The organism is Streptomyces sp. YPW6 (genome assembly GCF_018866325.1).
GTDB lineage: Bacteria > Actinomycetota > Actinomycetes > Streptomycetales > Streptomycetaceae > Streptomyces.
This window is the reverse complement of the sequence record NZ_CP076457.1, coordinates 2,116,369-2,142,002: the sequence shown is the minus strand read 5'-3', so window position 1 is coordinate 2,142,002 and position 25,634 is coordinate 2,116,369. Positions and strand designations below refer to the sequence as shown.

General features: G+C 72.6%; 24 protein-coding genes and 1 pseudogene. 11 read left to right on the top strand and 14 right to left on the bottom strand.

The genetic code is table 11. The annotated features are described in order from the left end of the window. Window positions 1-126 precede the first annotated feature (126 nt). The 4 genes from KME66_RS09235 to KME66_RS09220 all read left to right on the top strand — a co-directional run bounded on the left by KME66_RS09235 (window position 127) and on the right by KME66_RS09220 (window position 4,099). The gene (locus tag KME66_RS09235) at window positions 127-1,080 is read left to right on the top strand and encodes a LysR family transcriptional regulator (protein WP_216320907.1); all 954 of its coding nucleotides are present in this window, start codon (window positions 127-129) and stop codon (window positions 1,078-1,080) included. Window positions 1,081-1,223: 143 nt separating this feature from the next. Next, window positions 1,224-2,810, top strand: coding sequence for a choice-of-anchor A family protein (locus KME66_RS09230; protein WP_253208271.1), 1,587 nt, complete (start codon window positions 1,224-1,226; stop codon window positions 2,808-2,810). 33 nt (window positions 2,811-2,843) lie between these two features. Next, complete coding sequence (locus tag KME66_RS09225; RefSeq protein ID WP_216320906.1) at window positions 2,844-3,221, top strand: DUF952 domain-containing protein; 378 nt, start codon at window positions 2,844-2,846, stop codon at window positions 3,219-3,221. Beyond that, a complete protein-coding gene (locus KME66_RS09220) occupies window positions 3,218-4,099 on the top strand; it encodes an SDR family oxidoreductase (RefSeq protein WP_216320903.1) in 882 nt (293 codons plus the stop codon). The genes KME66_RS09225 and KME66_RS09220 overlap by 4 nt, the downstream gene beginning before the upstream one ends. 109 nt (window positions 4,100-4,208) lie before the next feature. Here KME66_RS09220 and KME66_RS09215 read toward each other — a convergent pair whose 3' ends face one another. The 8 genes and pseudogenes from KME66_RS09215 to KME66_RS09180 form a co-directional block, all read right to left on the bottom strand. Continuing rightward, window positions 4,209-5,447, bottom strand: coding sequence for a DUF1266 domain-containing protein (locus tag KME66_RS09215; RefSeq protein ID WP_253208270.1), 1,239 nt, complete (start codon window positions 5,445-5,447; stop codon window positions 4,209-4,211). Continuing rightward, window positions 5,444-6,622, bottom strand: a complete 1,179-nt coding sequence (locus tag KME66_RS09210) for a DUF1266 domain-containing protein (protein ID WP_216320899.1) — start codon at window positions 6,620-6,622, stop codon at window positions 5,444-5,446. Before KME66_RS09210 ends, KME66_RS09215 begins: the two co-directional genes overlap by 4 nt. Before the next feature lie 43 nt (window positions 6,623-6,665). Then, window positions 6,666-7,340, bottom strand: coding sequence for a response regulator transcription factor (locus KME66_RS09205; RefSeq protein ID WP_216320896.1), 675 nt, complete (start codon window positions 7,338-7,340; stop codon window positions 6,666-6,668). After that, a complete protein-coding gene (locus tag KME66_RS09200) occupies window positions 7,337-8,707 on the bottom strand; it encodes a sensor histidine kinase (RefSeq protein ID WP_216329172.1) in 1,371 nt (456 codons plus the stop codon). Before KME66_RS09200 ends, KME66_RS09205 begins: the two co-directional genes overlap by 4 nt. 28 nt (window positions 8,708-8,735) lie before the next feature. Continuing rightward, complete coding sequence (locus KME66_RS09195) at window positions 8,736-9,908, bottom strand: acyltransferase (RefSeq protein ID WP_216320892.1); 1,173 nt, start codon at window positions 9,906-9,908, stop codon at window positions 8,736-8,738. Continuing rightward, window positions 9,905-10,870 carry an alpha/beta hydrolase gene (locus tag KME66_RS09190; RefSeq protein WP_216320889.1) on the bottom strand — a complete coding sequence of 322 codons (966 nt, stop codon included), beginning with the start codon at window positions 10,868-10,870 and terminating at the stop codon, window positions 9,905-9,907. Before KME66_RS09190 ends, KME66_RS09195 begins: the two co-directional genes overlap by 4 nt. 259 nt (window positions 10,871-11,129) lie before the next feature. Then, window positions 11,130-11,581 (bottom strand): annotated as a pseudogene (locus KME66_RS09185) (alpha/beta fold hydrolase); the annotation flags it as partial. Between the two features lie 136 nt (window positions 11,582-11,717). Continuing rightward, window positions 11,718-12,653, bottom strand: a complete 936-nt coding sequence (locus tag KME66_RS09180; protein ID WP_216320886.1) for a helix-turn-helix domain-containing protein — start codon at window positions 12,651-12,653, stop codon at window positions 11,718-11,720. Window positions 12,654-12,789: 136 nt separating this feature from the next. On the opposite strand from KME66_RS09180, the gene KME66_RS09175 reads away from it, so the two are divergent. After that, window positions 12,790-13,833: a trans-acting enoyl reductase family protein gene (locus KME66_RS09175; RefSeq protein ID WP_216320884.1), complete on the top strand. Its 1,044-nt coding sequence runs from the start codon at window positions 12,790-12,792 to the stop codon at window positions 13,831-13,833. 239 nt (window positions 13,834-14,072) lie between these two features. On the opposite strand, the gene sodN is transcribed toward KME66_RS09175, so the two are convergent. After that, window positions 14,073-14,468 (bottom strand): superoxide dismutase, Ni, encoded by a 396-nt coding sequence (gene sodN, locus KME66_RS09170; RefSeq protein WP_003966342.1) that lies wholly within the window; start codon window positions 14,466-14,468, stop codon window positions 14,073-14,075. Between the two features lie 191 nt (window positions 14,469-14,659). Between sodN and sodX the strand changes: the two genes are divergently transcribed. Then, window positions 14,660-15,088 (top strand): nickel-type superoxide dismutase maturation protease, encoded by a 429-nt coding sequence (sodX, locus tag KME66_RS09165; RefSeq protein ID WP_073215557.1) that lies wholly within the window; start codon window positions 14,660-14,662, stop codon window positions 15,086-15,088. Here the strand turns inward: sodX and KME66_RS09160 are convergent. Further along, window positions 15,001-15,621, bottom strand: coding sequence for an ABATE domain-containing protein (locus tag KME66_RS09160; RefSeq protein ID WP_216320882.1), 621 nt, complete (start codon window positions 15,619-15,621; stop codon window positions 15,001-15,003). The genes sodX and KME66_RS09160 overlap by 88 nt on opposite strands. 101 nt (window positions 15,622-15,722) lie before the next feature. Here KME66_RS09160 and KME66_RS09155 point away from each other — a divergent pair, with 101 nt between their 5' ends. Further along, window positions 15,723-16,484 (top strand): trans-aconitate 2-methyltransferase, encoded by a 762-nt coding sequence (locus KME66_RS09155; protein WP_178378893.1) that lies wholly within the window; start codon window positions 15,723-15,725, stop codon window positions 16,482-16,484. 65 nt (window positions 16,485-16,549) lie between these two features. Here KME66_RS09155 and KME66_RS09150 read toward each other — a convergent pair whose 3' ends face one another. From KME66_RS09150 to KME66_RS09140, 3 genes are read right to left on the bottom strand one after another with little or no spacing between them, the layout of a single operon-like run. Beyond that, a complete protein-coding gene (locus KME66_RS09150) occupies window positions 16,550-17,314 on the bottom strand; it encodes an amino acid ABC transporter ATP-binding protein (protein WP_073214641.1) in 765 nt (254 codons plus the stop codon). Continuing rightward, window positions 17,311-18,279, bottom strand: a complete 969-nt coding sequence (locus KME66_RS09145; RefSeq protein WP_216320879.1) for an amino acid ABC transporter permease — start codon at window positions 18,277-18,279, stop codon at window positions 17,311-17,313. The genes KME66_RS09150 and KME66_RS09145 overlap by 4 nt, the downstream gene beginning before the upstream one ends. 28 nt (window positions 18,280-18,307) lie before the next feature. Then, entirely contained in the window at window positions 18,308-19,270 is a 963-nt protein-coding gene (locus KME66_RS09140; RefSeq protein WP_216320876.1) for an ABC transporter substrate-binding protein, read from the bottom strand. 523 nt (window positions 19,271-19,793) lie between these two features. Between KME66_RS09140 and KME66_RS09135 the strand changes: the two genes are divergently transcribed. From KME66_RS09135 to KME66_RS09120, 4 genes are all read left to right on the top strand, one after another. Further along, window positions 19,794-21,047, top strand: coding sequence for an NADP-dependent malic enzyme (locus KME66_RS09135; RefSeq protein ID WP_216320873.1), 1,254 nt, complete (start codon window positions 19,794-19,796; stop codon window positions 21,045-21,047). A gap of 311 nt (window positions 21,048-21,358) precedes the next feature. Then, complete coding sequence (locus tag KME66_RS09130; RefSeq protein WP_216320870.1) at window positions 21,359-22,327, top strand: zinc-binding dehydrogenase; 969 nt, start codon at window positions 21,359-21,361, stop codon at window positions 22,325-22,327. Between the two features lie 115 nt (window positions 22,328-22,442). After that, window positions 22,443-23,876 (top strand): cellulase family glycosylhydrolase, encoded by a 1,434-nt coding sequence (locus KME66_RS09125; protein WP_216320868.1) that lies wholly within the window; start codon window positions 22,443-22,445, stop codon window positions 23,874-23,876. After that, on the top strand, window positions 23,854-24,393 hold the full coding sequence (locus tag KME66_RS09120) for a GNAT family N-acetyltransferase (RefSeq protein WP_073214626.1): 540 nt from the start codon (window positions 23,854-23,856) through the stop codon (window positions 24,391-24,393). The genes KME66_RS09125 and KME66_RS09120 overlap by 23 nt, the downstream gene beginning before the upstream one ends. 194 nt (window positions 24,394-24,587) lie before the next feature. Here the strand turns inward: KME66_RS09120 and KME66_RS09115 are convergent, their stop codons facing one another. Then, a complete protein-coding gene (locus tag KME66_RS09115; protein WP_216320865.1) occupies window positions 24,588-25,634 on the bottom strand; it encodes a PadR family transcriptional regulator in 1,047 nt (348 codons plus the stop codon).

Genomic DNA, 25,634 nt, shown 5'->3' with positions numbered 1-25,634 from the left:
GCCCTATCCCCGGTGACCGAATCCGTGCGGGAGCCCGTCCTGTTGGCCAACACCCGGTGAAATAAGGCCGTTTGTTGGGGTTGCGGCGTCTGGCGTGCGACCGGCGGCGGTCATAGTCTCCGCTGCATGGAGCTGGAGGTGAGACACCTCAGGGCGCTGTGCGCCATCGCCGACGCGGGCAGTCTGCACCAGGCGGCCCGTCGCCTCGGGGTGAGCCAGCCCTCCCTGACCACCCAGCTGCGGCGGATCGAGAACGTGCTCGGCGCCGAACTGTTCCTCCGCGAGCGGACCGGCTGCCGGCCGACCTCCCTGGGCCGGGTCGTCCTGAGCCGGGCCCGCCCCCTCGTCGACGGCATGAACGGACTGGTCGCCGAGGCGCTGGCGGAGGCGGAGGCCGCCCGGCCGCGCGGCTCCCGGCTGCGCATCGGCTCGACCGCGAGCCGCGTCATCGGCGGCTGGCTGCGCCGGCTGCGGGGCGCCCTGCCCGGTACGGACATCTCCCTGCGGGTCGACGTCTCCGCCCACGCGCTGCTGCGCTCGGTTGCGGCGGGCCGCCTGGACGTCGCCTTCGTGCACGAGGTGGAGGGCTCTCCGCTGACGCTGCCGGAGGGCCTGGAGCAGCGCGTGCTCGTGGACCGGGAACCGCAGTTCATCTCCCTCTCCCGCGACCACCCGGCCGCCCACCGCCGGGTGGTGGAGCTCGGGGACCTCGCGGGCGACCCGTGGATGGTCGATCCCACGGTGGACGGCGAGTGGGACGGGGTGCGCCGGGTGCTCGGCGCCGCCGGACTGAACCCGCCGGTCCTGCACGGCGACTACCTCACCGCCGCGTCCCTCGTCGTGCTCGGCGAGGCCGTCGCCCCCTGCCAGCCGACGTCGGGCCCGCGCGACGACATGGTGATCCGCCCCCTGCTGGGGGACCCGCTGGCGGTACGCCTCCTGCTGGTCTCGCGGCCCGGCACGGACATCGAGGTGGTGTACGCGCAGTTGGAGGACGCCTACCGGGACGCGGCGCGACGGGCGAGCGGCTACCACGAGTGGCTGCTGCGCCACCGCTCCCCGCTGGCCCGCACCCCCTGATCCCGCACTCCCTCATCCCGCGCGGCTCCGGTGCCGCTCCGGTGTGCGTGTCGCCCGTTTAAACCGCCCATATGTGCACGGAACGGAGCAAGGGCGGCGTGTCATACAAAACGACAATGCGATGACCATGCATATTGCGCGGCATGGAACAGAAGGCGCGCAGGCGCGGCAACGCAATCCGGGCAGCAGTGACAGTGGCCACGGCCGCGGCGATGGTGGGCGTGCTGGCCCCGGCCGCGGGTGCCGATCCGCTGCCGGGCGGACTGGGACCCTGCCTCGGCAGCTCCTGCCCGCCCAGCTGGAACGACCCCAACAACGGTCCGGTCGTCGGCTTCGACAGCAACATCAACGTCTTCGTCGGCGGGGACTTCCTGGTCCGCGAGGCGGCGGCGGAGGCGGAGGGCAAGGTCGTCACCCTCGGTGAGTTCGACATGAACAAGCGGGAGGGGGTCTCGCAGATCTACAACGTCGGCATCGCGGGCGTCGGTTCGCGGGTGCCGCCGCCGGACGGCTCCGACTATCTGACGACGGGCGGGGACGTCACCATCGCCGACGGCCAGCGCCTCCTCGCCGAGGAGGCCGAGCACTCCGGCCGCGTCGCGTACGCGGGGGACCTCACGGGCACGGTGAACCCCACCACCGCCCCGCGCTTCGACGAGGACGCGGCCGCCCCGTACACCGAGCTGCGCCCGCAGCTCACCGAGGCCAGCCGGTGCTACGCCTACGACGGCGACGAGCACCGGGCGGCTACGGGTACGTGGCAGCAGGTCGGCGACGTCATGACGTTCACCGGCGACGGCACGTCCGCGATCCAGATCTTCGACGTGGACGCGGACCTGGAGTCGGAGACGGGCGGCAACACGGGGTTCGTCTTCAACGGGATCCCCGAGGGGGCGACCGTCCTGGTCAACGTGTACGGCAGCACCCGCAGCGTCGCCACGTTCATGGGCTCGTTCCCCAACGAGGGGCTCCGCGAGAACCTGCTGTGGAACTTCCCGGACGCGACCGCTCTGTCGTTGAGCGGTCCGGCCCAGTTCGAGGGCAGCATCCTGGTCGGCCAGCCGACCAGCTCCACCGTGCTGAGCATGAGCGGCACCAACGGCCGCTTCTACACGGCCGGCTCGCTCACTCACACCTCGCAGGGCCAGTCGGGCGGCCAGGAGATCCACGCGTACCCCTTCGACGGGGACCTGCCGTCGTGCACCCCCGACCCGACGCCGACCCCGACGGACCCCACGCCCACGCCGACGAACCCCACACCGACCCCGACGGATCCGACGCCTACGCCGACGGATCCGACGCCTACGCCGACGGATCCGACGCCTACGCCGACGGATCCGACGCCTACGCCGACGGATCCGACGCCTACGCCGACGGATCCGACGCCTACGCCGACGGATCCGACGCCTACGCCGACGGATCCGACGCCGACCCCGACGGACCCGACGCCGACCCCGACGGACCCCACGCCCACCCCGACCGACCCCACGCCCACCCCCACCGACCCCACCCCGTCCCCCACGGAACCGACCGCGACCCCCACCGAGCCGACGCCGACTCCCAGCCACCACTCGCCGCGCCCCACGCACTCGCCGAGCCACCCGGGTGAGCTGCCCGACACCGGCTCCCGGGGCGGCGAATGGATCATCGGGTCCATCGCGGCAGCGCTGGTGGCCGCAGGCGGTACGGTCCTGGTGGCCACGCGCAGGGCTCGTCGCCGCACCTACTGACCGGCACCGGGCGGCGCCCGATAGCGTGGTTCGATGACCGAACCGCTGCTGCACCTCGCCGAAGCACCTCTGTGGGAGGCGGCCCGGGGGACAGGGACGTACGAGATGTCCACCCGCGGCCGCACCCTTCAGGAGGAGGGCTTCATCCACCTCTCCCTGCCCCGCCAACTCCCCGGTGTGGCCCGGACGCTGTACGGGGACGGGAACGGTGACGGGGTCGCCGGCCAGGGACTCGTGGTCCTGGTCGTCGACCCCGCGCGCCTCCCCGGTCCCGTCCGGTTCGAGGCGATGAAGCCCGGCGGCGAGGAGTTCCCGCACCTGTACGGACCGCTCCCCGTGAGCGCGGTCGTCGAGGTGCGCCCCTTCGACGACTGGTACGACGACCGACGAGAGGAAGACGAACCCCAGTGATCGGCCCCCTCACCGCGGTGACCGGAGCGAGCGGAGCGGTCGGCGGCCGGGTGGCCCGACGGCTGGCCCGCACCGGCGTCCCCGTACGGCTCCTCGGCCGCGACCCCGCCCGGCTGCCCGACGTGCCCGGCGCCGACCACGCGCCCGCCGCACCCTACGGTGACGGGGAGGCGATGCGCCGGGCCCTCGACGGAGCCCACACCCTCTTCCTGGTCTCCGCGCACGAAAGCCCCCACCGGGTCCGCGAGCACACCACCGCGATCGACGCCGCCGTGGCGGTGGGGGTGGAGCGGATCGTGTACGTCTCCTTCCAGGGGGCCGCGCCCGACGCCACGTTCACCTTCGCCCGCGACCACTGGGACACCGAGGCCCACATCCGCACGGCTGGGATCCGCCACACCTTCCTGCGGGACAACTGGTACCTCGCGGGGCTGCCCGCGATGACCGGCACCGACGGCGTCCTGCGCGGCCCCGGCGGCGACGGACGGGTGGCGGCCGTCTCGCACGAGGACATCGCCGACGCGGCGGCGGCCGTACTGCTGGACGAGGGGACCGACCACGACGACCGGGTCCACGACCTCACCGGGCCCGAGGCGTTCACCCTCGCCGAGGCGGCCGACGAGCTGAGCCGGGTCACCGGGCGGCCCGTCGTCTACGTCCCCGAGACCCGGGAGGAGGCCTACGCCTCCCGGGCCGGCTACGGGGCCGAGGACTGGGAGGTGGCCGGCTGGGTCACCTCCTACGAGGCCATCGCCAACGGGGAGCTGGCAGCCGTCTCCGACGCGGTGCCCACCCTCACCGGACGTCCGGCGCAGACCTTCGCCCAGTTCCTGGTGGGGAACCCGGACAGCTACCGCCACCTGCTTCCCGGCGGCTGACCGGCGGGCCCGGCCTGCCTCACCGTCACGGCACTGCTGACCGGCGGGCTCCACCCGGGCTCATCGCCATCCCCACCGCCATCGTCCGGCCGGCGGTCCCTGCCCCGGCTCACCGCCACGGGATGTGCTTCCACGGACTTCCCTCGCTCTCCGTCAGCAGACGGTGGGCGAGGAGGTTCTGGTCGTAGAACGGCCCGTACTCCTCCTCGTCGAACCGCAGCACCCGCCCCAGCGCGTACCCCGCGGAGAACTCCTCCCAGGAGCGGTACGCCGACTTGCTCAGCGCCCCGGCGTACACGACGGCCGCCTCCGCGTCGGCCGGGCCGCAGAACCGCGCCGACAGCCCCCAGCGCGCCAGGTTCACCGCCCGCCCGTAGTCGTACGCCACCGTCGTGCGCACCCGGCCGTCCGCCGGCAGCAGCCCGTCCGCGCGGAACCGGGCCTCGTAACGCACGATCCGGCGCACCAGGTCCTCGATGCCCTTGACCCTGCCCGCGCCGGCCCCGAGGTCCTGGGCGTGCCCGGCGGCGGTCTCCCGCCACAGATCGGCGGAGGGCAGCTCGTCCATCGCCGCCGCCAACTGCTCGCGGACGCGCAGCGCGAAGTCCGGTTCCGGCGGGCTGTTGGTCGCGTCCAGGAGGAAGTCCAGCTGCCGGCGCCACTCCTCGTGGCCGGTGATGCCCCAGGAGTCGCGGAGCTGCTCGCGCTCGTCGACGTACTCGCGGCAGACGGTGCCGATCTCGTTCCACGGCAGGGCGTTCCTGATCGCCAGATGCGCCCCGCACGCCAGCCCGTACGCCAGTGGGCCGTGCAGCGCACCGTGCCGCAGCGCCACGAGGCGGTTGGCGGACCCCCGGTCGTTCTCCGCGTACGCGCGCTGCCACAGGGCCAGGTCGGGCGGGGCGGCGGGCAGCAGCAGCTGACCGGGCGTTCCCACGTTCACGCCCAGCCACACCTGCGGATCGGTCCAGCCGAACTCGGCGACCCACCGCAGCGTGACCCCGCGGAAGACCCAGTCCGGATGCCATGCGGGCAGCATGCCCCGGGTGAGGAGAGGCCGGCAGACGAAACCGGCCGGGTCGACGTGCCGCCGCCAGATCACGGTGTCCGGGTCGGCGTCCACCTCGGCGCGCGGGGCCGGGATGTACAGCTCGGTCCCGGCGAGCGCGGCCAGTTGACCCCGTACGTCGCCGCGCAGGGCGGCCTCGTGGAGGAACTGCTCGGTCTCCGACGGCGGGACCCAGGGGGCGGGGGCCCAGGGCGCGGAGGCGGGGCCGCCGGGGGCCGGGGGAGCGGCGTGCGGGTGAGGGTGCGGGGTCGGAGTCGGAGTCGGGTTCATGGGGTTCATGACCAGGGGAGGTTCGGGTAGGGGCTTGCGGGGGCCTGGGTCAGGGTGCGGTGCTCGGCGAGCGACTGCCGGTACGTGGACTCCGCGGCCTCCGGGCCGTCGTCCTCCGCGCGGTGGACCAGCCGGGCCATGAGGTAGCCGAGGGAGAAGTCCGGCCAGGATCGGTAGGCGCTCCGGGCGAGTTCGCCGAGGCGCAGGACGTCCTGCTCGGCCTCGTACGGATCGGTGTAGCGGGCGCCGAGCGCGAGCCGTACGACGTTGACCGCGCGGCCCAGGTCGAAGGCGGCCAGGGTGTCGACGCGGCCGTCCGGTGCGAGCGCGCCGTCGGCCCGGAGCCTGTCCTCGTACAGGGTGATCCAGTGCGAGGACCGTCCCGCCAGCGCCCGGTCTTCGGCGTCCCGCCCGGTGAACGCCCGGTCCACCGCCTCGGCCCACTCCTGGTGCGTCGGTGTCCGCCCTGTGCGGGCGGCCAGGGTGTGCCGGGTGCGCAGGACGGTTTCCTGGACGCGCCCGACCAGCTGGTTCCTCATCAGCGACGCGAGGCGGTCGCGGTACTCGGCGCGGTGCTGGATGCCCCAGGGGCTGCGCAGCCGGGCCCGGTCGGTCGCATAGTCCTGATAGGCGGCGCCGAGCCGGTTCCAGATGAGGCCGTTGGTGACGGCCAGGTGGGCGCCGAGCGCCAGCCCGTGGGCGAGCGGGCCGTGCAGGGGCCCGCCGCTGTCGGTGAGCAGCGTCCCCCGCTCGGGCCCGCCGGAGCGTTCGGCGGCCTTCAGCCAGGCCTTGAGGCGTCCGGGCCGGGCGTCGACCATCGCCGCGTACGGGGTGCCGTGGTTCACCGCGAGGCGGCGCACGTCGTACGGCCAGGCCCGGGCCAGCTCGCCGAGGCCCACCTCGCGGAAAACCCACTCGGGGTGCCAGTGCGGCAGCATTCCCTGGGTCAGGACCGGCACACAGGTCCGCCGGGTGGCCTCGTCGCGGACGGTGGGCAGCGGGGCCGTCCAGCCGGGGATGTCCGCGTGCAGCCGGGCGACGAGCACGTACAGCCGGGTCCGCGCGAGCAGGTCCACCACGGCCTCGGCGCTCCCGGCCCCGGCGGCGGCAGACAGCGCGTGCTCGATCTCCGTGGGCGCCACCGCGCCACCGCTCACCGTCGCCGCCCCGTTCCCCGTTGTCACGGAGCCGATCCTACGAAACGGGCCCCGCGCCCGGCCCGGGTGGTCAGAGGCCCGCCGGGCGCACCAGCCCCGACTCGTACGCGAACACCGCCGCCTGGGTCCGGTCCCGGAGGCCCAGCTTGACCAGAATGCGGCCCACATGGGTCTTCACCGTCTGCTCGGCCACGATCAGCTGCCGGGCGATCTCGGCGTTCGACAGACCGCCCGCGATCAGCGTCAGCACCTCCGTCTCACGCTCGGTCAGGTCTCCGACCCGCTCCTTGAGCGGCGCGCGCGGCGCCCCGGCCGTCCGGGAGAACTCCACGATCAGCCGCTTGGTGATGTTCGGGGAGAGCAGCGCGTCGCCCGCCGCCACCACCCGGACGGCGCGGGCGAGTTCATCGGCGGAGGCGTCCTTGAGCAGAAATCCGGAGGCGCCCGCGCGCAACGCCTCGTAGACGTACTCGTCGAGATCGAACGTGGTCAGGACGAGCACCTTCACCGTCGAGCCTCCGCGGGAGGTGATCCGCCGGGTCGCCTCGATGCCGCCCAGCTCGGGCATCCGGATGTCCATCAGGACTACGTCCGGGGCGAGTTCGGCGACCTTGTCGATCGCGTCGAGCCCGTGCACGGCCTGGCCGACGACCTCGATGTCCGGCTCGGCGTTGAGCAGCACCGTGAAGCCCTGGCGGACCATCATCTGGTCGTCGGCGATCACGGCGCGGATGGGTGGAGTCATCGGGCTTCCTCGGTCGTCCGGGTGGTCCGTGTGCTGATGGGGAGGATCGCGGTGACTTCCCAGCCGCCGCCGGGAGTCGGTCCGGTCGCCAGCTCACCACCGAGCATCGCCGCGCGCTCGCGCATCCCGAGCAGCCCGTGGCGTACGCCGGGCACGGGAGTGGGGGCGACCGGTCGGTCCGGCGGGGAGTTGACGACCTGGACGGTCAGCCCGGTGGACCGGTGGCCGATCACGACCTCGGCGCTCGCCCCGGGCGCGTGGCGCATCACGTTGCTCAGGGACTCCTGCACGATGCGGTACGCGGACAGCTCGACGCCCGGCGGGAGGGGGCGGCGTTCGCCGGTGGTCCGGAGGGCGACTGCCAGACCGGTCGAGCGCACGGTGGCCACCAGCCCGTCGAGCGCGTCGATGCCGGGCTGCGGCGCGTGCCGGGTGTCGTCGCCCCGTGCGGGGGCGTCCTCCGAACGCAGGACGCCCAGCACCCGGCGCAGCTCGGCGAGGGCTTCGAGAGCGTTCTCGCGGATGCCGGCCAGATTCTGCCGCAGCTCGTCCGTGGGGTGCTCCACCAGGTGTGGGGCGACCTGGGCCTGGATGGAGATCACCGACATGTGGTGGGCGACGACGTCGTGCAGTTCGCGCGCTATCCGGTTGCGCTCCTCCAGCAGAGTGCGCCGGGCCCGCTCCTCGGTGGTCAACTCGGCCTGGACCACAAGGTCCTTACGGGCGAGGCGGAGGCTGCGCAGGGCACTGCCGAGCACGATAGCGGTGGCGAACACGAGCACCGAAGCGGCGACGCCCACATGAGGCAGCGACGGCGTAGGCCGGTCCAGGAACAGCGTCAGCGCCATCGAGAGCACCAGCGCGGCCACCGCCCGGCGCGGCCGCACGCGCAGCGCCAGCAGGAACAGGGCACCGCCCTGCAACACCGCCCCCGCGACGGGCACCGGGTACAGGACCTGGGGGCTCAGGGGGACGATGCTGACCAGCGGGTAGGGGAGTTCCGACGGGGCGCCTGCCACGATGACCAGCATCGCCACCACCGTCAGCGCGGTCGTCGCCCACCACGCCCCCACCGGCCGGATCATCCCGGCCACCAGCGCCGCGGCCTGGGCGACGGACACCAGCACCGCCAGGCCGCTGACCGCGGCCCCGTACGGGGTGAGTTCGAGCGTACGGATCACCGCGGCGCCGATCGCGGCGAACACCAGCGCCACCAGGAACACCGGCCGCCACACCGGCGCGCCCGGCTCACCGATGCCCGGCACCCGGTCGGCGGGCGCCGCCCACAGGTCCTCGTACAGCGCACGCGGGGCACGGCGCACCGCCGCCCGCAGGCGTACCGCTCTCGATGACGTCACGGCCCCCACCGCCCCCTCGGCTCGACCAGCCCACAGCCTAGGCACGACGCGCACACCCTCTCCGCTCCGGGGCGGCCTCCCGCACGACGAGGGAGCCCCCGACCGTACGCCGTCCACCCTGCTCGTAACCCCGCACCGCCGCCCAGCACCCCAGCAGCGCCAGGGCGAACACCGGCAGCCAGAGCAGCCGGGCCACCACCCAGCTGGCGCTGTCGGGCACGGTGTGCAGCCCCGGCAGCGGGCCGTCCGTGAGCAGCAGCGCGCTCGTCGTCACCACGATCATCGCGGTCTGATGCCAGAGGAACACCGTCATCGCCGCCAGATTCACCACCGCCACCGCCGCCCACGCGGCAGCCCTGCACAGCACCCGGCGCAGCGGCCCGAGCAGCAGCAGCGCCGCCCCGCACTGCGCCAGGCCGAAGGCGACGGCTGCCAGGCCCGGCGGGTCCAGATTGGACATCCGGCCGCCCGGAACGCCCACCATCGAGGCCGGATAGCCACCCCACAGCACGAGGGCGACGGCCGCAGTCGCCCCGCCGAGCAGCAACGCCCAGCGGCTCCTCCTGCCGCGCAGCCCGCCCCGGGCCACCAGCGCCCCCAGGCAGTAGGGCACCAGCCACCCCGCGACCACGTTGACCCACCCCAGCTCGCGCGGACCGCCAAGACCCAGGCGGACGAGGTCGACGTGCAGCACCACCACGAGCGGCCACAGCGGATGCAGCCCTGCCACCAGCGGAGTCAGCGCGGTCAGGACGGCGAAGACCAGCAGGAACCACAGCGGGGACCAGACCAGCTTGCCCAGCGCCCGCACGGTCGACGCGCCCACTCCGGCCGCCAGCATCGCCGCCGCAGCGAGTGTCCACACCACCAGCACCGCCGCCACCGGCCGGAACAGCCGCGCCAGCCGGCCGCCCACCCATCGCCCGTACGGCACACCCCGCTGCCGCGCCGAGGCCCAACTTCCCTCCGCCACCAGCCCGCCCACCAGGAAGAACACCGCGAGCGTCTGGAAGACCCAGGAAACGGGGGCGAGGTGCGGCATGGCGGTCAGCGGGCTCGCCCCGCGCACGGTACCGCTGTCGGCCACGAGCGCGGTGACCAGCCAGTGTCCGCCCACCACGCCCAGGATCGCCAGGGCCCGCAGGGCGTCGACGGCCCGGTCGCGGTCAGGTGGGGTGGCGGCCTCGATCCGCGCGACGAGCCCGGTCATCGGGAGCCCCCCAGCGGTTCCGCACCGGCCACGATCCGGGCGAGGTTCGTCAGCGAACGCGAACCGGGCAGCAGATAGTCGCTGTGACCGGCGTCGCCCGCGTCGAACACCTCGGCCCCGAACTCCTCCGCCACCGGGTCGGTCCCGAACCCCACCGTGGCGACGAACGGCACCCGCACCCGGACATGGGGCACCCGGGCGACCCAGTCGTCACCGCCCCGGCCCGCCCACACCCGCGCACCGGTGCGCAGTCCGGCCACGCTCCTCGCTCCGACTCCGGGGCTGCCGTACAGGACGAGGGCGTCGGCCGCCGTGCCGGGGGCGGACCGGGCGCAGATCACGGACCCGTACGAATGGCAGAGCAGACCGATCCGGGCGGCGGGGCGCACCGCGCGCACCTCGTCCACCAGAGAGCGCAGCCCCGGAGCGGCCTCGTCGGCGCGCCCGGTCGTCAGGGCGGCCGGGCTGACGGCCGAGGGCGAGCGGTAGCCCAGCCAGACGACGACGGCACCGCCCTCGCCCAACTCCTCGCGCAGGGCGGCCGCGTCACGCCTGAGCCGCCCGTACGCGTCCAGGCCGACACCGGCTCCCGGCACCAGGACCGCGATCCGCCGGGCCGAGGACAGGTCGCCCACGACCTCCGCACTCCGGCCGCCGTCCCGCCCGTCGAAGGACAGGAACCGACGCCCCGGCCCGGCCATCGCCCGCAGCGAGTCCGCCCGCTTCAGGTCCCCGTGCGCCTCCGCCGCCCGTCCGGCCGCCCGGATGTCGCTCCGGCTGACCGCGTACCGCTCCTCCAGCGAGGCCGGGCTCGCGTCGCGCAGCGGCCCGAGCACGGCCGGCGCGGGGGCGGGCACGGTCTCGGGCCGGGCCGCTCCGGACACCGGCACGGCCACCGCGCAGGTGATCAGGGCGGCGAGCAGGGTGCGGCGCAGGCGGGGTCTGCGCGGGCGGTCCGCCATGGGGTCAGATCCTTCCGTACCAGGGGCGATGCGTGCTTCCGGTACAGAAGTTATGGGCGGTGGACGGTAGCCGGCGTCCCGCTGAGGAGTGCACCTGCGGGGTGGCTCTCAGGTATGACGAGGGCGGTGCGGCACGGCGTCTCCGCGGGGCTCCCTGGCGCGGCGGACGCGCCACGGCGTCCGCACCGAGCTCCTTGGCCCGGCGGAGCCGGCACGGCGTCAACTCCCCTTCGCAGAAACGGGGGGAGCGGTGCGCCGTCAGCTCCGGGGAGACGCCGGGCAGCTCCTGGGGTGAGAGGCGGCGGCCGTCCGGCGCGACCTACGGCGTGGAGCTGAGCGCGTTCGTCCCGATGACGGTGGCGCTGAGCAGCCGGCCGGGATGGTCGGCGATGAGCAACTGCGTGAGCATTCCGCCCATCGACATCCCCACCACATGCGTGCGCTCCACACCGAACGCGTCCAGCACGGCGACGGCGTCCTCGGCCAACGCGGCGAGCGGATAGAGATGTTCGTCGAAGGAGGCGGTGGAGCGGCCGGTGTCCTGATGGTCGTAGCGGATCACCTGGTGCCCTGCGGCCAGCAGCTCGACCAGCTCGTCGGGCCGGCCGAGCCCGGACGCGTCCATGACCAGGAGCTGGGCGGGCGCGTCCGGAGCGCCGCGCTTCTCGGCCCAGAGGCGCACGTGGGGCCGGCATCGACGAAGCGTTCCATGGTGGACCTCACCGTTCCGGTGACGATTAGGCGAGACGTATCGTCTCGCTTGCGGCGTAGTCCCTCGTCGGCCCCCGGGCCGCAGGCAGGGTGAGGGCGAGTGGAACGGGCGGACCTGGCGGATCCGGTGGGTGCCTCAGGGGCGGAAGGTGCGGCGGTAGGTGTCCGGCGGGACGCCGACGCTGCGCTGGAAGTGGCGGCGCAGGGTGGTGGCCGTGCCCATGCCGGCGGCCGCGGCGACGGTGTCCACTCCGGCGTCGGTGGTCTCCAGCAACTCCTGGGCGTGACGGATGCGTTGGGCGTGCAGCCACTGCAGGGGAGTGGTGCCGGTCAGGTGCTTGAAATGGCGGGTGAGGTGGCGCGAGCTCATCCCGGCCCGGCGGGCCAGATCCTCCACGGTGAGCGGCTGGTCCAGCCGCTCCAGCACCCACGGGCAGAGCTCGCTCAGCGGATGGCCGCCCGGCGCGGGGACGGGAGTGGTGATGAACTGGGCCTGACCGCCGTCGCGGTGCGGCGGGACGACCAACCGCCGGGCGATCCTGTTGGCGATCGCCGAGCCGTAGTCGAGTCGGACCAGGTGCAGGCAGAGATCCATGGCGGCGGCCTTGCCCGCGGACGTGAGCACGTCGCCGTTGTCCACGTACAGGACGTCCGGGTCGACGGTGGCTGCCGGGTGGCGCCGGGCCAGCTCCCGGGTGTGGCCCCAGTGGGTGGTGGCGCGCCTCCCGTCCAGCAGTCCCGCCGCCCCCAGGACGAAGGCGCCCGTACACAGGGACGCCACCCGCGCCCCCGCCGTGTGGGCCGCACGCACAGCGTCGACCAGCTCGGCGGTCGGTTCGCGGTCGGTGTCGGCCCAGCCGGGGACGATCACCGTGTCGGCGCGCGCGAGGTGGTCGAGCCCGTGGTCGGGTTCCAGGCGGAAGCGGTCGACCCGCACCGGGCCGCTCCCGCAGAGGGTGAAGTCGTACCAGGGGTCCACGATGTGGGCCAGGTCTGCCCCGAACACCTCAAGGGCCACGGACAGTTCGTAGTGCAGGACGCCGTCGGCGACGGCCAGGGCGACGGAGGGCATGTCGGAAACTGTACGGGGTCTGTCGTTTCCGACGCTCGCGTGCGAGGTGCACCGCGATCAGGATGAGTGGTGTCAGGCCGCGGCGGCCCACCACCGCGGTGGATATCGGAGCAGGTCGACAGCGAGGGGGAGTCCCATGGGGTCGGGTCAGTCGGTAGCGGTGTTCGGAGCGTACGGTCACACGGGCCGGTTCGTGGTGGCGGAGCTGGCCGCACGCGGCTACGTGCCGGTGCCGTCCGGGCGCGACGCGCAGGCCCTGGAGAAGCTGGCCCGCGAACACGGCTGGACGGCCCGGGTGGCGTCGGTCGATGATCCGGCCTCGCTGGACCGGGCCCTGGCGGGCGTGGTGGCGGTCATCAACTGCGCCGGCCCCTTCGCCTCGACCACCGGCCCCGTGATCGAGGCTGCGCTCCGGGCGAGGATCCCCTACCTGGATGTGGCCGCCGAGCTGGAGGCCAACCTCGACACCTTCGGCCAGTACCGCGAGCGGGCCCTGGAGGAGGGCGCGCTGATCGTCCCCGCCATGGCCTTCTTCGGCGGCCTCGGCGATCTGCTGGTCACGGCGGCGATGGGCGACTGGGCCGAGGCCGACGAGGCCCACATCGCCTACGCACTCAGCAGTTGGCACCCCACCGCCGGAACCCGGCTCTCGGGCGCGGTCTCCCGCGAGCGGCGCGGAGACCACCGCCTCCGTTACCGGGGCGGAAGGTGGGAGCGTCGCACCGACGCAGCCCCTTCCCTGGAATGGACGTTCCCGGAACCGTTGGGTCGTCGTCCGGTGATCGGGGAGTTCACGATGGCGGACGTCGTCACAGTCCCCCAGCACCTCGTGATCCCCGATGTGACCACGTACATGAGCGCCGAGGCCGCCCGCGACGTCGTCTCACCCGACACGCCGGCCCCCGCCGCCGCAGACGACAGCGGCCGCTCGGAGCAGACCTTCCTCGTCGACGCCGTCGTCCGTTCCGGCGGCACCGAGCGCCGGGCCACCGCGAGCGGCCAGGACATCTACGCCGTCACCGCGCCCCTGGTCGCCGAGGCCCTGGACCGCGTCCTCACCGGTCGGACCAGGGCGCTCGGCGTCGTCCCCGCCGGCGAGATCTTCGACGCTCCTGACTTCCTGCGCGCACTGGAGCCGCACATCGCTCTCGGCCTGCACCTGGGCAAGGCTGAAGTCTGACCTTCGTCCCCGGGCCGGGAGTCGCACCGGCCGTGCAAAGCCCGTGGCTGCGCACGATCATCGAGGACCTCGGCCACGACACCTCGCCCGACCCCGTGCAGGCGGTTGGCCCGTGAACAGGGCCAGGAAGCACCGCACCCGGCCCGCCATGGACGCCGTTCTCGGCGGCCTGCGGACCGGGTGCGGACCGGTAGGCGACATGACCAGCGAAACCGCAGGTCAGAAGGCCTAACCAGAGATCAAGCCTTCTTGGTCTCCCAGAAGATCCGGTCGACCTCGGCGATCAGGTCCAGCGCCTTCTGGCCCGTCTTCGGGTCGTTCGAGCCCTTGGCCGCGGAGAGCGCCTTCAGGGTGTCGTTGATCAGCTGGTGCAGCTCCGGGTACTTCTCGAAGTGCGGGGGCTTGAAGTAGTCGCTCCAGAGCACCGAGACGTGGTGCTTCGCGAGCTCGGCGCGCTGCTCCTTGATCAGGACCGCGCGGGTGCGGAAGTCCGCGTCCTCGTTGGCCTGGTACTTCTCCTGGACGGCCTTGACCGACTCGGCCTCGATGCGGGCCTGGGCCGGGTCGTACACGCCGCAGGGCAGGTCGCAGTGGGCGCTGACCTTCACCTTGGGGGCAAACAGGCGGGAAAGCATGGAGCTGTCCTCCTCGTGATCGTCTTCTCAGGTGGGACATTACTCCGTGGAGCGCCGCTTTCCGTGGCTGCCCCTGGGGCTTAGGTCAAAAGTCCGGTGTGAGAATCGGGCCGTCGGCCGAATGTACGGAGCGGGCCGCGAGGCGGTGTCCTGTGGGACGGTGTACGGAGGAGGAGCGGGCGGTGGCGCAGATGCCGGAGCGGCGACAGGTGTCCGGGGGTGGGCGGGTGACACGGCGTCCGTTGCGGGTGGTGGAGGTGACGGGCCCTTCGATGGTGCCCACGCTCTACCACGGCGATCTGCTGCTGGTGCAGTACGGCGTGCCCGTGCGCCCCGGTGACGTGGTCATTCTGCGGCACCCCTTCCAGCAGGACCTGCTGGTGGTGAAGCGGGCCGTCGAGCGGCGGCCCGGCGGCTGGTGGGTCCGGGGCGACAACACCTTCGCGGGTGGGGACAGCACGGACTACGGGGTCGTGCCCGGGGAACTCGTGCTCGCCCGGGTGCGGGCCCGTTACCGTCCCCTGGCGAAGGGTCAGCGGTCGGTGACGGCGGTGCTGGGCTGGGCGGTCTCCGCGCTGCGGCCGGTGCGTTCGGCCTCCTCGCGCTTGCGGGCCCGGTAGGCGGCCACGTTCGCGCGTGTCGCGCACCGGTCCGAGCAGTAGCGCCGGGACCGGTTGGTCGAGGTGTCCAGGTACGCGTTGCGGCAGGGGGCCGCTTCGCACAGGCCGAGGCGGTCCACGCCGTGCCCCGTGAGGTGGAAGGCCAGGCCCATCGCCGCGATGGCCGCGTAGCCCGCGGTCGCGTTCGACGGGTGGTCGGCCAGGTGCAGGTGCCAGTCGGGTCTGCTGTCCTCGTCCCGGACGTCGTGCCCCGAGATCTGCGGGCTCACCGGGAACTCCAGCAGCAGCGAGTTCAGCAGGTCGACCGCGAGCGTCTCGTCGCCGGCGTCGGCCGCTTCGAACACCGCGCGCAGCCGGGCCCGTACGGACCGGAACCGGGTCACGTCCGCCTCCGTCGCCCGTCGCGCCGCCTGCCGGCTGACGCCGAACAGCTCCCGGACCGCCTCGACGGAAGTGAGCGTGTCCGTGTTGCGGGCCGGCTCCTCGGTGTTGACCAGGCGCACGGCGTAGTCCGAGTAAGAGGCCAGTTCCACTTGTAGTCCTTACGGCGTCGGTCTAGAGTCTGTGGTGTCGACCAGTGTAATGGTCGGGTATGCATAATGAGCATTACAGCGGGCTTGATGGGGAGGTTGGCGTGACGGAGACGGCTACGGGCACCGACTGGCAGTCCTGGCAGCAGAGCTGGGACCGGCAGCAGGAGTGGTACATGCCCGACCGCGAGGAGCGGTTCCGGGTGATGCTGGACATGGTCGAGGCGGTCGTCGGGCCGGAACCGAGGGTCCTCGACCTCGCGTGCGGTACGGGAAGTATTACGGACCGGCTCCTCAAGCGGTTCCCGAACGCCACGAGTACCGGCGTCGACCTCGACCCCGCGCTCCTGACCATCGCCCGCGGCACCTTCGACGACGACGACCGGGTCACCTTCGTCACCGCCGACCTCAAGGACCCGGACTGGACCACCCGGCTGCCCCACACCTCGTACGACGCGGTCCTCACCGCCACCGCCCTGCACTGGCTGCACAGCGAACCCCTGGCCGTCCTGTACGGGCAGCTGGGCGGGCTCGTCCGGGACGGCGGGGTCTTCATGAACGCCGACCGCACCATCGACCCGGCCACCCCGCGGATCAACGCCGCCGAGCGCGCCCACCGGCACGCCGCCATGGACCGGGCGAAGGCCGCCGGGGCGCTCGACTGGGCCGAGTGGTGGGCCGTCGCGGCCAAGGATCCGGTCCTCGCCGGGCCCACCGCCGAGCGGTTCGCGATCTACGGCGAGCACGCAGACGGCGACATGCCCTCCGCCGACTGGCACGCCCGTACGCTGCTGGCCGCCGGCTTCGGTGAGGCCCGCGCGGTCTGGGCGTCGCCCTCGGACAGCCTCGTCCTCGCGGTCAAGTAGGCCCGGAAAGGGAGAGGGCGGTACGGACCCGTGTCCGTACCGCCCTCTCCCACCTCGGCGCGCCGCTACAGCACCTTCGACAGGAACGACTTCGTCCGGTCGTGCTGCGGGTTGGTCAGCACCTCGCGCGGATGGCCCGACTCGACCACGACACCGTCGTCCATGAAGACCAGCGCGTCGCCCACCTCGCGGGCGAAGCCCATCTCGTGGGTGACGACGATCATCGTCATGCCGTCCTCGGCGAGGCCCCGCATGACGTCCAGGACGTCGCCGACCAGCTCCGGGTCGAGCGCGGACGTCGGCTCGTCGAAGAGCATCAGCTTCGGCTCCATCGCCAGCGCGCGGGCGATGGCCACCCGCTGCTGCTGGCCGCCGGAGAGCTGCGAGGGGTAGTTCTTCGCCTTGTCGCCGAGGCCCACCCGGTCCAGCAGCTTCTCGGCACGGGCCCGGGCCACGGCCTTGGCCTCGCTCTTGACCTGGATCGGCGCCTCCATGACGTTCTCCAGCGCCGTCATGTGCGGGAACAGGTTGAAGCGCTGGAAGACCATGCCGATGTCCCGGCGCTGGAGGGCGACCTCGCTGTCCTTCAGCTCGTAGAGCTTGTCGCCCTTCTGCCGGTAGCCGACCAGCTCGCCGTCGACCGAGAGCCGGCCGGCGTTGATCTTCTCCAGGTGGTTGATGCACCGAAGGAAGGTCGACTTGCCGGAGCCGGACGGGCCGATCAGGCAGAACACCTCACGCGGGGCGACCTCCAGGTCGATGCCCTTGAGGATGTGGGCTGCGCCGAAGGACTTGTGGACGCCCTCGGCCTTCACCATGGGAGTGGTCATGAGGAGACGCCTCCGGAGGGCCGGTTGCTGAACGCGGCGAGGTTGACCTTGACGCGCTGCCACGGGGTGAGCGGCAGCGAGCGCAGCGAGCCGCGGGCGTAGCGGCGCTCCAGGTAGTACTGGCCGACGCTGAACACGCTGGTCATCACGATGTACCAGATGGACGCGACGAACAGCATCTCCATCACGGCGTACGACGTGGAGCCGATCTGCGAGGTGGAGCGGAGCAGTTCGTTGTACGTGACCGCGTAGACGAGCGACGAGGTCTTCAGCATGTTGATGAACTCGTTGCCGGTCGGCGGGATGATCACCCGCAGCGCCTGGGGGAGGACCACGCGGCGCATCGTCTTCGCCTGGGTCATGCCCAGCGCGTGCGACGCCTCGGTCTGGCCCTCGTCGACGGACTGGATGCCCGCGCGGCAGATCTCCGCCATGTAGGCGGCCTCGTTCAGGGCGAGCCCCAGCAGGGCGCACATGAACGGGGTCATGACGTCCGTCATCTCGTCCTTGTAGATGAACGGGATGTTCAGGACCGGGAAGATCAGCGCCAGGTTGAACCAGAGCAGCAGCTGTACGTAGACCGGGGTACCGCGGAAGAACCAGATGTACAGCCAGGCCACCCCGCTGGTGACCGGGTTCTTCGACAGCCGCATCACGGCGAGCAGCACACCGAGGGCCACGCCGAGCGCCATGGACAGGACGCTGATCAGCAGGGTGCGGCCCGCGCCGGCGACGACGTTGCTGTCGAACAGCTTGTCGCCGACGGCCTGCCACTGGATGTTGCCCTGCGAGAAGGCGTACACCAGGGCGGCCAGGAGGCCGACGACCACGACGCCGCTGATCCAGCGGCCGACATGGCGGACGGGAATGGCCTTGATGTTCTCCGGGGCCGTGGTGGCGGCGCCGGAGACGGACACCTGGCCGGCCGGTGGGGCGGCGGGTGTCTTGTCGAGCTTGTCAGTCATGGTGACTGCCCTTCAGTGGAGCGTTCCGTCACTTGCCGCTGTTGATGGCGGCCTTGTCGATCGCTCCCGTGCCGGCGCCCCACTTGTCGAGCACCTTCTGGTACGAACCGTCGGCGATGATCGCGTCGACGGCCTCCTTCAGGGCGTCGCGCAGACCGGTGTTGGTCTTCTTGACGGCGATGCCGAACGGCCCCGCGTCGACCTGCTCGCCCACGACCTCGAACGCGTTGCCGCCGTCGGCCTTGCGGGCCAGGTCGACCGCGACCGGGTAGTCGTTGACGCCCGCGACCGCACCGCCGGACTTCACCCGGGTCTGGGCCTCGGTGTCGTTCTCGAACGACTCGATCTTGACGGCCTTCTCGCCGCCGTCGGTGCAGGCCTTCGACTGCTTCTTGAGGGCTTCCTCGTACGTCGTGCCGCGCTGCACCGCCGCGGTCTTCCCGCACAGGTCCTCGATGGACTTGATGTTCTGCGGGTTGCCCTTCTTCGTGTACACGGCCGTGCCGGCGAGGAAGTAGTCGACGAAGTCGACGCCCTCGCCCAGCTTCTTGCCGGAGTCGTCCAGGCCCTCCTGGCGCTGCTTGTTGTCCGTGATCGACGACATCGCGATGTCGTGGCGGCCGGAGTTCAGGGCGGTGATGAGGCCGTCGAAGGAACCCGAGGTGAACTCGAACTTCACGCCCAGCTGCTTGCCCAGCGCGGCGGCCAGATCGGGGTCGACACCCACGATCTTCCCGTCCTCCACGGACTCCATCGGGGCGTACTCGGCATTCGTGCCGACCTTGATCACACCGGACTTCTGGTACTTCTCCGGCAGCATGGAGAAGAGCGGAGCGCCGCTCTTGGTCTCCTTGCCGCTGCCGCTCTCCTGGGACGCGCTGTCGGTCTGGTCGCCACAGGCGGTGAGCAGCAGGGAGCCGGCGACCGCGATGGCGCCGACCGCCGCGATCCGGGCCCTGGCGGTCGTACGACGCGTGGTGCTTGCGGTCATGTCGGGATCCTCCGGCAGGTGAGGGTGAGGTGCTGGTGGGGCGGCTTGGCACGCACCTTCGAGTGTCGCCACCTCGTGTGAACGGCATCCTGCCATTGGGACTGGCCCATTCAGGGGTCCCGCCATGTCAAAATCGGATAACGGGCGACCCCCGAACATCAACGGCCGGTACCTCGGGACCGGACCTTCTGTGGGGATTGATTCCCCTCGCCGGAGAATCTTCGGCACGTCTCGACTAGTGGACGGCATTTATACCGGTTTGCCGACTTGTCCAGATATTCGACTATGAGTCACGTCACCGCGTCGATATGGACTCGTCCGTAACACCGTTCGTCCGGTAAGAAAGACGTTTACACCCCTCATCCGGGGCTCAGGGCGCGTGTGCGGCGCGCCCGCGCGTACGTACCTCTCCCCGCCCGAGCGGGCCAACCGCCCGGCGCGGGGCACGTACGCGGTGCCCGCCCACCCCTCCTCAACCAGGAGTGGCCACCCTCAAACGATGAAGACTTAAGGGGTCAACACCATGGCAGCGGAGATCGTCAATCCTCGCAGCGACAGCACCATCGACAACGCCACCGACCGTGGCATCGAGCGCACGAGCGCGGCGGACACCGGGGCCGACGAGCCCTTCGATCCGGCCTTCGCCCTCCACCGGGGCGGGAAGATGGCCGTGCAGGCCACCGTCCCGATCCGGGACAAGGACGACCTTTCCCTGGCGTACACGCCGGGTGTGGCCAAAGTGTGCAGCGCCATCGCGGACCAGCCCGAGCTCGTCCACGACTACACCTGGAAGTCCCAGGTCGTGGCCGTCGTGACGGACGGCACCGCCGTGCTCGGCCTCGGCGACATCGGGCCCGAGGCGTCCCTCCCCGTGATGGAGGGCAAGGCCATCCTCTTCAAGCAGTTCGGCGGCGTCGACGCGGTGCCGATCGCGCTCGCGACCACCGACGCCGACGAGATCGTCGACACCGTCGTCAGGCTCGCCCCCTCCTTCGGCGGGGTCAATCTGGAGGACATCTCGGCACCCCGCTGCTTCGAGATCGAGCGCAAGCTCCAGGAGCGGCTGGACATCCCGATCTTCCACGACGACCAGCACGGCACCGCGGTCGTCACCCTCGCCGCCCTGCGCAACGCCGCGAAGCTCTCCGGGCGGACGCTCGGCGATCTGCGCGGCGTCATCTCCGGCGCGGGCGCGGCGGGCGTGGCCATCGCCAAGTTCCTGCTGGAGGCGGGGATCGGCGACATCGCGGTGGCCGACCGCAAGGGCATCGTCAGCCGTGACCGCGACGACCTCACCGAGGTCAAGCGCGAGTTGGCGGAGCTGACGAACCGGGCGGGCCTGTCCGGTTCGCTGGAGCAGGCGCTCGCGGGCGCGGACGTCTTCATCGGCGTCTCCGGCGGTACGGTCCCGGAGGCGGCGGTGGCCTCGATGGCGCCCGGCGCGTACGTCTTCGCGATGGCCAACCCGAACCCGGAGGTCCACCCGGAGATCGCGCACAAGTACGCGGCCGTGGTGGCGACCGGGCGGTCCGACTTCCCGAACCAGATCAACAACGTCCTCGCCTTCCCGGGCATCTTCGCGGGCGCGCTGCAGGTCCGGGCCTCCCGGATCACCGAGGGCATGAAGATCGCCGCGGCGAACGCGCTGGCCGACGTCGTGGGCGACGAGCTGGCCGCCGACTACGTGATCCCGTCCCCCTTCGACGAGCGGGTCGCCCCGGCGGTCACGGCGGCCGTGGCCGCGGCGGCGCGGGCGGAGGGTGTGGCCCGGCGCTGAAGCCGGCGCCGAGCGGTGCGTGAGGGGCGGGGTCCGTAGCGGTACGGGCCCCGCCCGTGCGTATCCGGCCCCTCCGCCTCGTACAGGGTGAGGGTGAGGTGCGTACGGGCCCCGCCCGCGCGCATCGGCCCCCGCGGCTCGGTGGTGCGGCTCCAGCGCCGCAGGGGCCGCGGTCGGCCGCCGCGGGGGCTGTATCGTGCGGGCCCCCGACGCTCGGGAGACGGAGGCGTGACGGGGCGGGCTCACCCGGTTGGCGCGCGTCACACACGGAGGCGGTTACGTGCGCGCCCCGCCCCGCCTATCGTCGACCCATGTTCGCCGCCTACGCAGCCCGCATCGACCCCGACCAGCCCCTCGACGGCCTGGAGCTGGGCGATCGCCCGGCCCCCGAGGCACGTCCCGGGTGGAGCACCGTCACCGTCCGGGCCGCCTCCCTCAACCACCACGACCTCTGGTCCCTGCGCGGCGTCGGCCTGTCGCAGGACCGGCTGCCGATGATCCTCGGCTGCGACGCGGCCGGCGTCGACCAGGACGGCAACGAGGTCGTCCTGCACTCCGTCATCGGTCAGTCCGGGCACGGCGTCGGGCCCGACGAGCCGCGCTCCATCCTCACCGAGCGCTACCAGGGCACCTTCGCCGAGCAGGTCACCGTCCCCACCTGGAACGTCCTGCCCAAGCCGAAGGAGCTCAGCTTCGCCGAGGCCGCCTGCCTGCCGACCGCCTGGCTCACCGCGTACCGGATGCTGTTCACCAACGCCGGGGTGCGGCCCGGGGATTCCGTGCTCGTGCAGGGGGCCGGCGGCGGGGTCGCCACCGCCGCGATCGTGCTGGGCAAAGCCGCCGGACTGCGGGTCTTCGCCACCAGCCGGGACAAGGCCAAGCGGGAGCGGGCCGTCGAACTCGGCGCGCTGGAGGCGTACGAGCCCGGGGCGCGGCTTCCGCAGCGCGTGGACGCCGTCATCGAGACCGTGGGGGCCGCCACCTGGTCCCACTCCGTGAAGTCCCTGCGCCCCGGCGGCACGCTCGTCATCTCCGGGGCCACCAGCGGCGACCGGCCCGCGCACGCCGAGCTGACCCGGATCTTCTTCCTGGAGCTGAAGGTCGTCGGCTCCACCATGGGGTCCAAGGACGAGCTGGAGGACCTCCTCGCCTTCTGCGCCGCCACCGGGGTGCGCCCGGTCATCGACGAGGTGCTGCCGCTCGACCGGGCCCGCGAGGGGTTCCGGCGGCTGGAGTCCGGCGACCTGTTCGGGAAGATCGTGCTCACGCCGACCTCCTAGAAGCGGCAAGAGCGTGCGACCTCCTGGAGGCGGCGGGAACTTCTCCGTTCCGGATACTTGAACAAGTCTCAGCTCTGCTGATGGGATGCCGCCCATGCGAATGGGCAGAGCACTCATGGCACTTGTCGTCGCGTCCGTGCTCGCGGCGGGGGCCCTCGCCCCCGCCGCCTCGGCGCGCCCCGCACCGGGCTCCCCGTCTTCGTCCCCGCCCCCGTCCTTGTACGAACGCGCCATCCCGCCCCTCACCGACGACCGCGGGCGCACCCTCACCCTGCGCGGCTGGAACGTCGAGGACAAGGCGAACCGCGGCGAGGACGCGCTCAGCGCCATCACCGAGCGGCACTTCCGCGACCTGCGGGCGAACGGCTTCAACTTCGCCCGGCTGCTGGTCTTCTGGGACGACCTGGAGCCCCGGCGCGGCCAGTACAGCGCGCGCTACCTCCGAAAGATCGAGCGCATCCTCGACTGGGCCCACCAGCACCGCGTCCACGTCCTCATCGACGCCCACCAGGACGTCTTCGGGCCCGCGTTCGGCCACCGGGGTATCCCGGAATGGGCCACCAGGACCGACGGGCTGCCGTTCACCCCGAACCCCGACGACTGGTTCTCCGAGTATTTCCAGCCGGCCGTGCAGCGGGCCTTCACCCACCTCTACGAGGACCCCGACCTCCGGCGCGCCCAGGCAGCCATGTGGCAGGTCCTCGCGGAGCGCTTCCGCGACCACCCGGCCGTCATCGGCTACGACCTGATCAACGAACCCATGGGGGAACTGCGTCCGGGCGAGGACCTGCCGACCGCCGCCCGCCGGATCGAGGCCGAGCACCTCACGCCGATGTACAACCGGCTCGCCCGCGCCGTGCGCGCCGAGGACCGCGACACCTGGCTCTTCGTCGAGCCGACCCCCATCGTCGGCGAGGGCGTGCCCACCGGGCTCGGCCGGATCAAGGACAGCCGTACCGTCTACGCCCCGCACTTCTACAACACCGCCATGGAGGCGGGCGCCGACTACGACCCGGACGCGGGCTGGATCGAGGCGTACGAGGCCGCCGTCACCGCCTACCCGGCCCGCCACCGGATGCCCGTGGTCGTGGGGGAGTGGGGGCCGCTGAACAACTCCCTCCCCAACATGGGCCGCTTCTACCGGGAGGCCGTCGCCTCCCTGAACCGCTACAGCTCCGGCTGGGCGGGGTACGTCTGGTGCTACGGCGGCGGCTACTGCGCCGTCGACGAACACGGCCGCTTCCGTACGAACAAGGAGCAGACCGCCACCCCGTACGCCCCGGCCGTCGCGGGAACCGTCCGCTCCGACACGTACGACGCGGGTATGCGCACCTACCGCCTCGCCTACCGGGCCGCCGACCGGCCCGGGGTGACGGAGCTGTCCCTGCCGCCCACGCCCCGAGGCTGGCGTGTCACCGTCACCGGACGTGCCCGTGTCCTCGGCGCCCCGTCGCGCGGGGGGTGGCCGGTCGTCCTGGCGTGGCCCGGGAGTGACGTGGTGGTGACCGCGCGGGAAGCTGGCCCGTATGGACGAACTGACCACTCCTGAGGGGTTTCTGCTGCGCCCCTGGCTGCCCGACGACGCCGCGGCGGTGCTCCGCGCCTTCGCCCCGGCCGAGATGGACCGCCAGACGGACCGGCCCGTGGACGACCGGTCCGGGGCGCTGGCCTGGATCGCGGAACGCGCGCGTGAACGCGGGGCGCGGACCGGTTACTCCTGGGCCGTCGTGGGGGAGGAGGGCGAGGCGCTCGGCTGTGTGGCGCTCAACGTCGTCAACCGGACGCACGACAGCGGCTGGGTCTCCTACTGGACCACCGAGTCGGCCCGCGGCCGGGGTGTCGCCCCGGCCGGGGTGCGGGCGCTCGCCCGCTGGGCCTTCGACGAGCTCGGGCTGTACCGGCTGGAGCTGGGACACCGCACCGACAACGTCGCCTCCTGCCGGGTCGCGACCCGCTCCGGATTCGCGGTGGAGGGCGTCGAGCGGGCCAAGCTGCGGTACGGCAGGGTCCGGTACGACGTCGAGCGGCACGCGCGCCTCGCCGACGACGTTGTCACCTTTGACTGACGCTCTGACGCTCTGACGCTCTGACGCTCTGACGCTCTGACGCCCTGACGCCCCGATGCGCTGACCGTCGGCCGGGGCGGTCGCCGCTGCCGGCCGGGGCGCCGCGCCGCCTCGACGGGGCGTGGGGGCGGGAGGGTTCCCCGTCTCGCCGCCCACTCCGTCCCGTTCAGGCCGCCCCGCCCACTCCGCCCCGTTCAGGCCGTCCCGTCGCTCCTGCCGTCCTCCGCCGTCAGCAGCTTCTCGATCCGCGCCGCTGCCTCGCCCAGATGGCGGCGGGCGTCCGCGAGCCCGGTCTCCGTCACCCCGCGGTCGCGGGCCGTGTCCCGGATGCCGTCGCGGAACCGGTCCAGCAGCCGGTCCAGGTCGCGCGCCGGGTCGCCGGTCGTCGGCACGTCCCGCCCCCAGTCCGCCCCGGGAGCCGGGTCCTGGACGGGCGGGGCGGTTTCCGCCCCGGGCCTGCCGAACGGAGGCCAGGCGCCGGACCGGGCGAAGCCGCCGAGCTGGCCGGTGATCTCCGCGAGGCCTTCCCGTACGCCGGTGGGCCAGTCGCCCCGGGCGAAGTGCTCCTGCACCTGGCGGGCGGCGTTCTGGATCTGCTCCCGTGCTTTGTCCTGGGCCTCCTTGGCCTGGCGGCGGGCCTGCTGGGCGTCCTCGCGGGCGCGCCGGGACTCGTCCTTCGCCCGGCGGGCCTGCTCCTTCCACTCCCGCTTCGACCGGCGCAGCTCCTCCTTCGCCGTCCGCCACGCCTCGCTGTCGCCGAGGTCGCCCAGACCGCCGAAGTCCCCGAAGTCCCCGAAGGGGGAGGCGGAGCCGCTCTTCTCCTTCGCCGGTCCGGACTCCGCACCGGCGCCCTGCCGGGACTCCGACGCCGCCGCCCGCACATCGCTGCGGAGCCGGCCCGCCGCGCCCCGTACGTCGTCGCGTATCTCGGCGGCCAGTTCGGAGAGCGAGTCGCGGATCTCCAGCTCCAGGTCGGCCAGCTCGCCGCTGCGGCCCGCCAGCTCCTCGCGTCCGCCGTCGGTGATCGAGTAGACCTTGCGGCCGCCCTCCGTGGCGTGGGTGACCAGCCCCTCCGCCTCCAGCTTGGCCAGCCGCGGGTAGACCGTGCCGGCGGACGGGGCGTACAGGCCCTGGAAGCGCTCCTCCAGCAGCCGGATGATCTCGTAGCCGTGGCGCGGGGCCTCGTCGAGGAGCTTGAGGAGATACAGGCGCAGTCGGCCGTGGGCGAATACGGGGGGCAT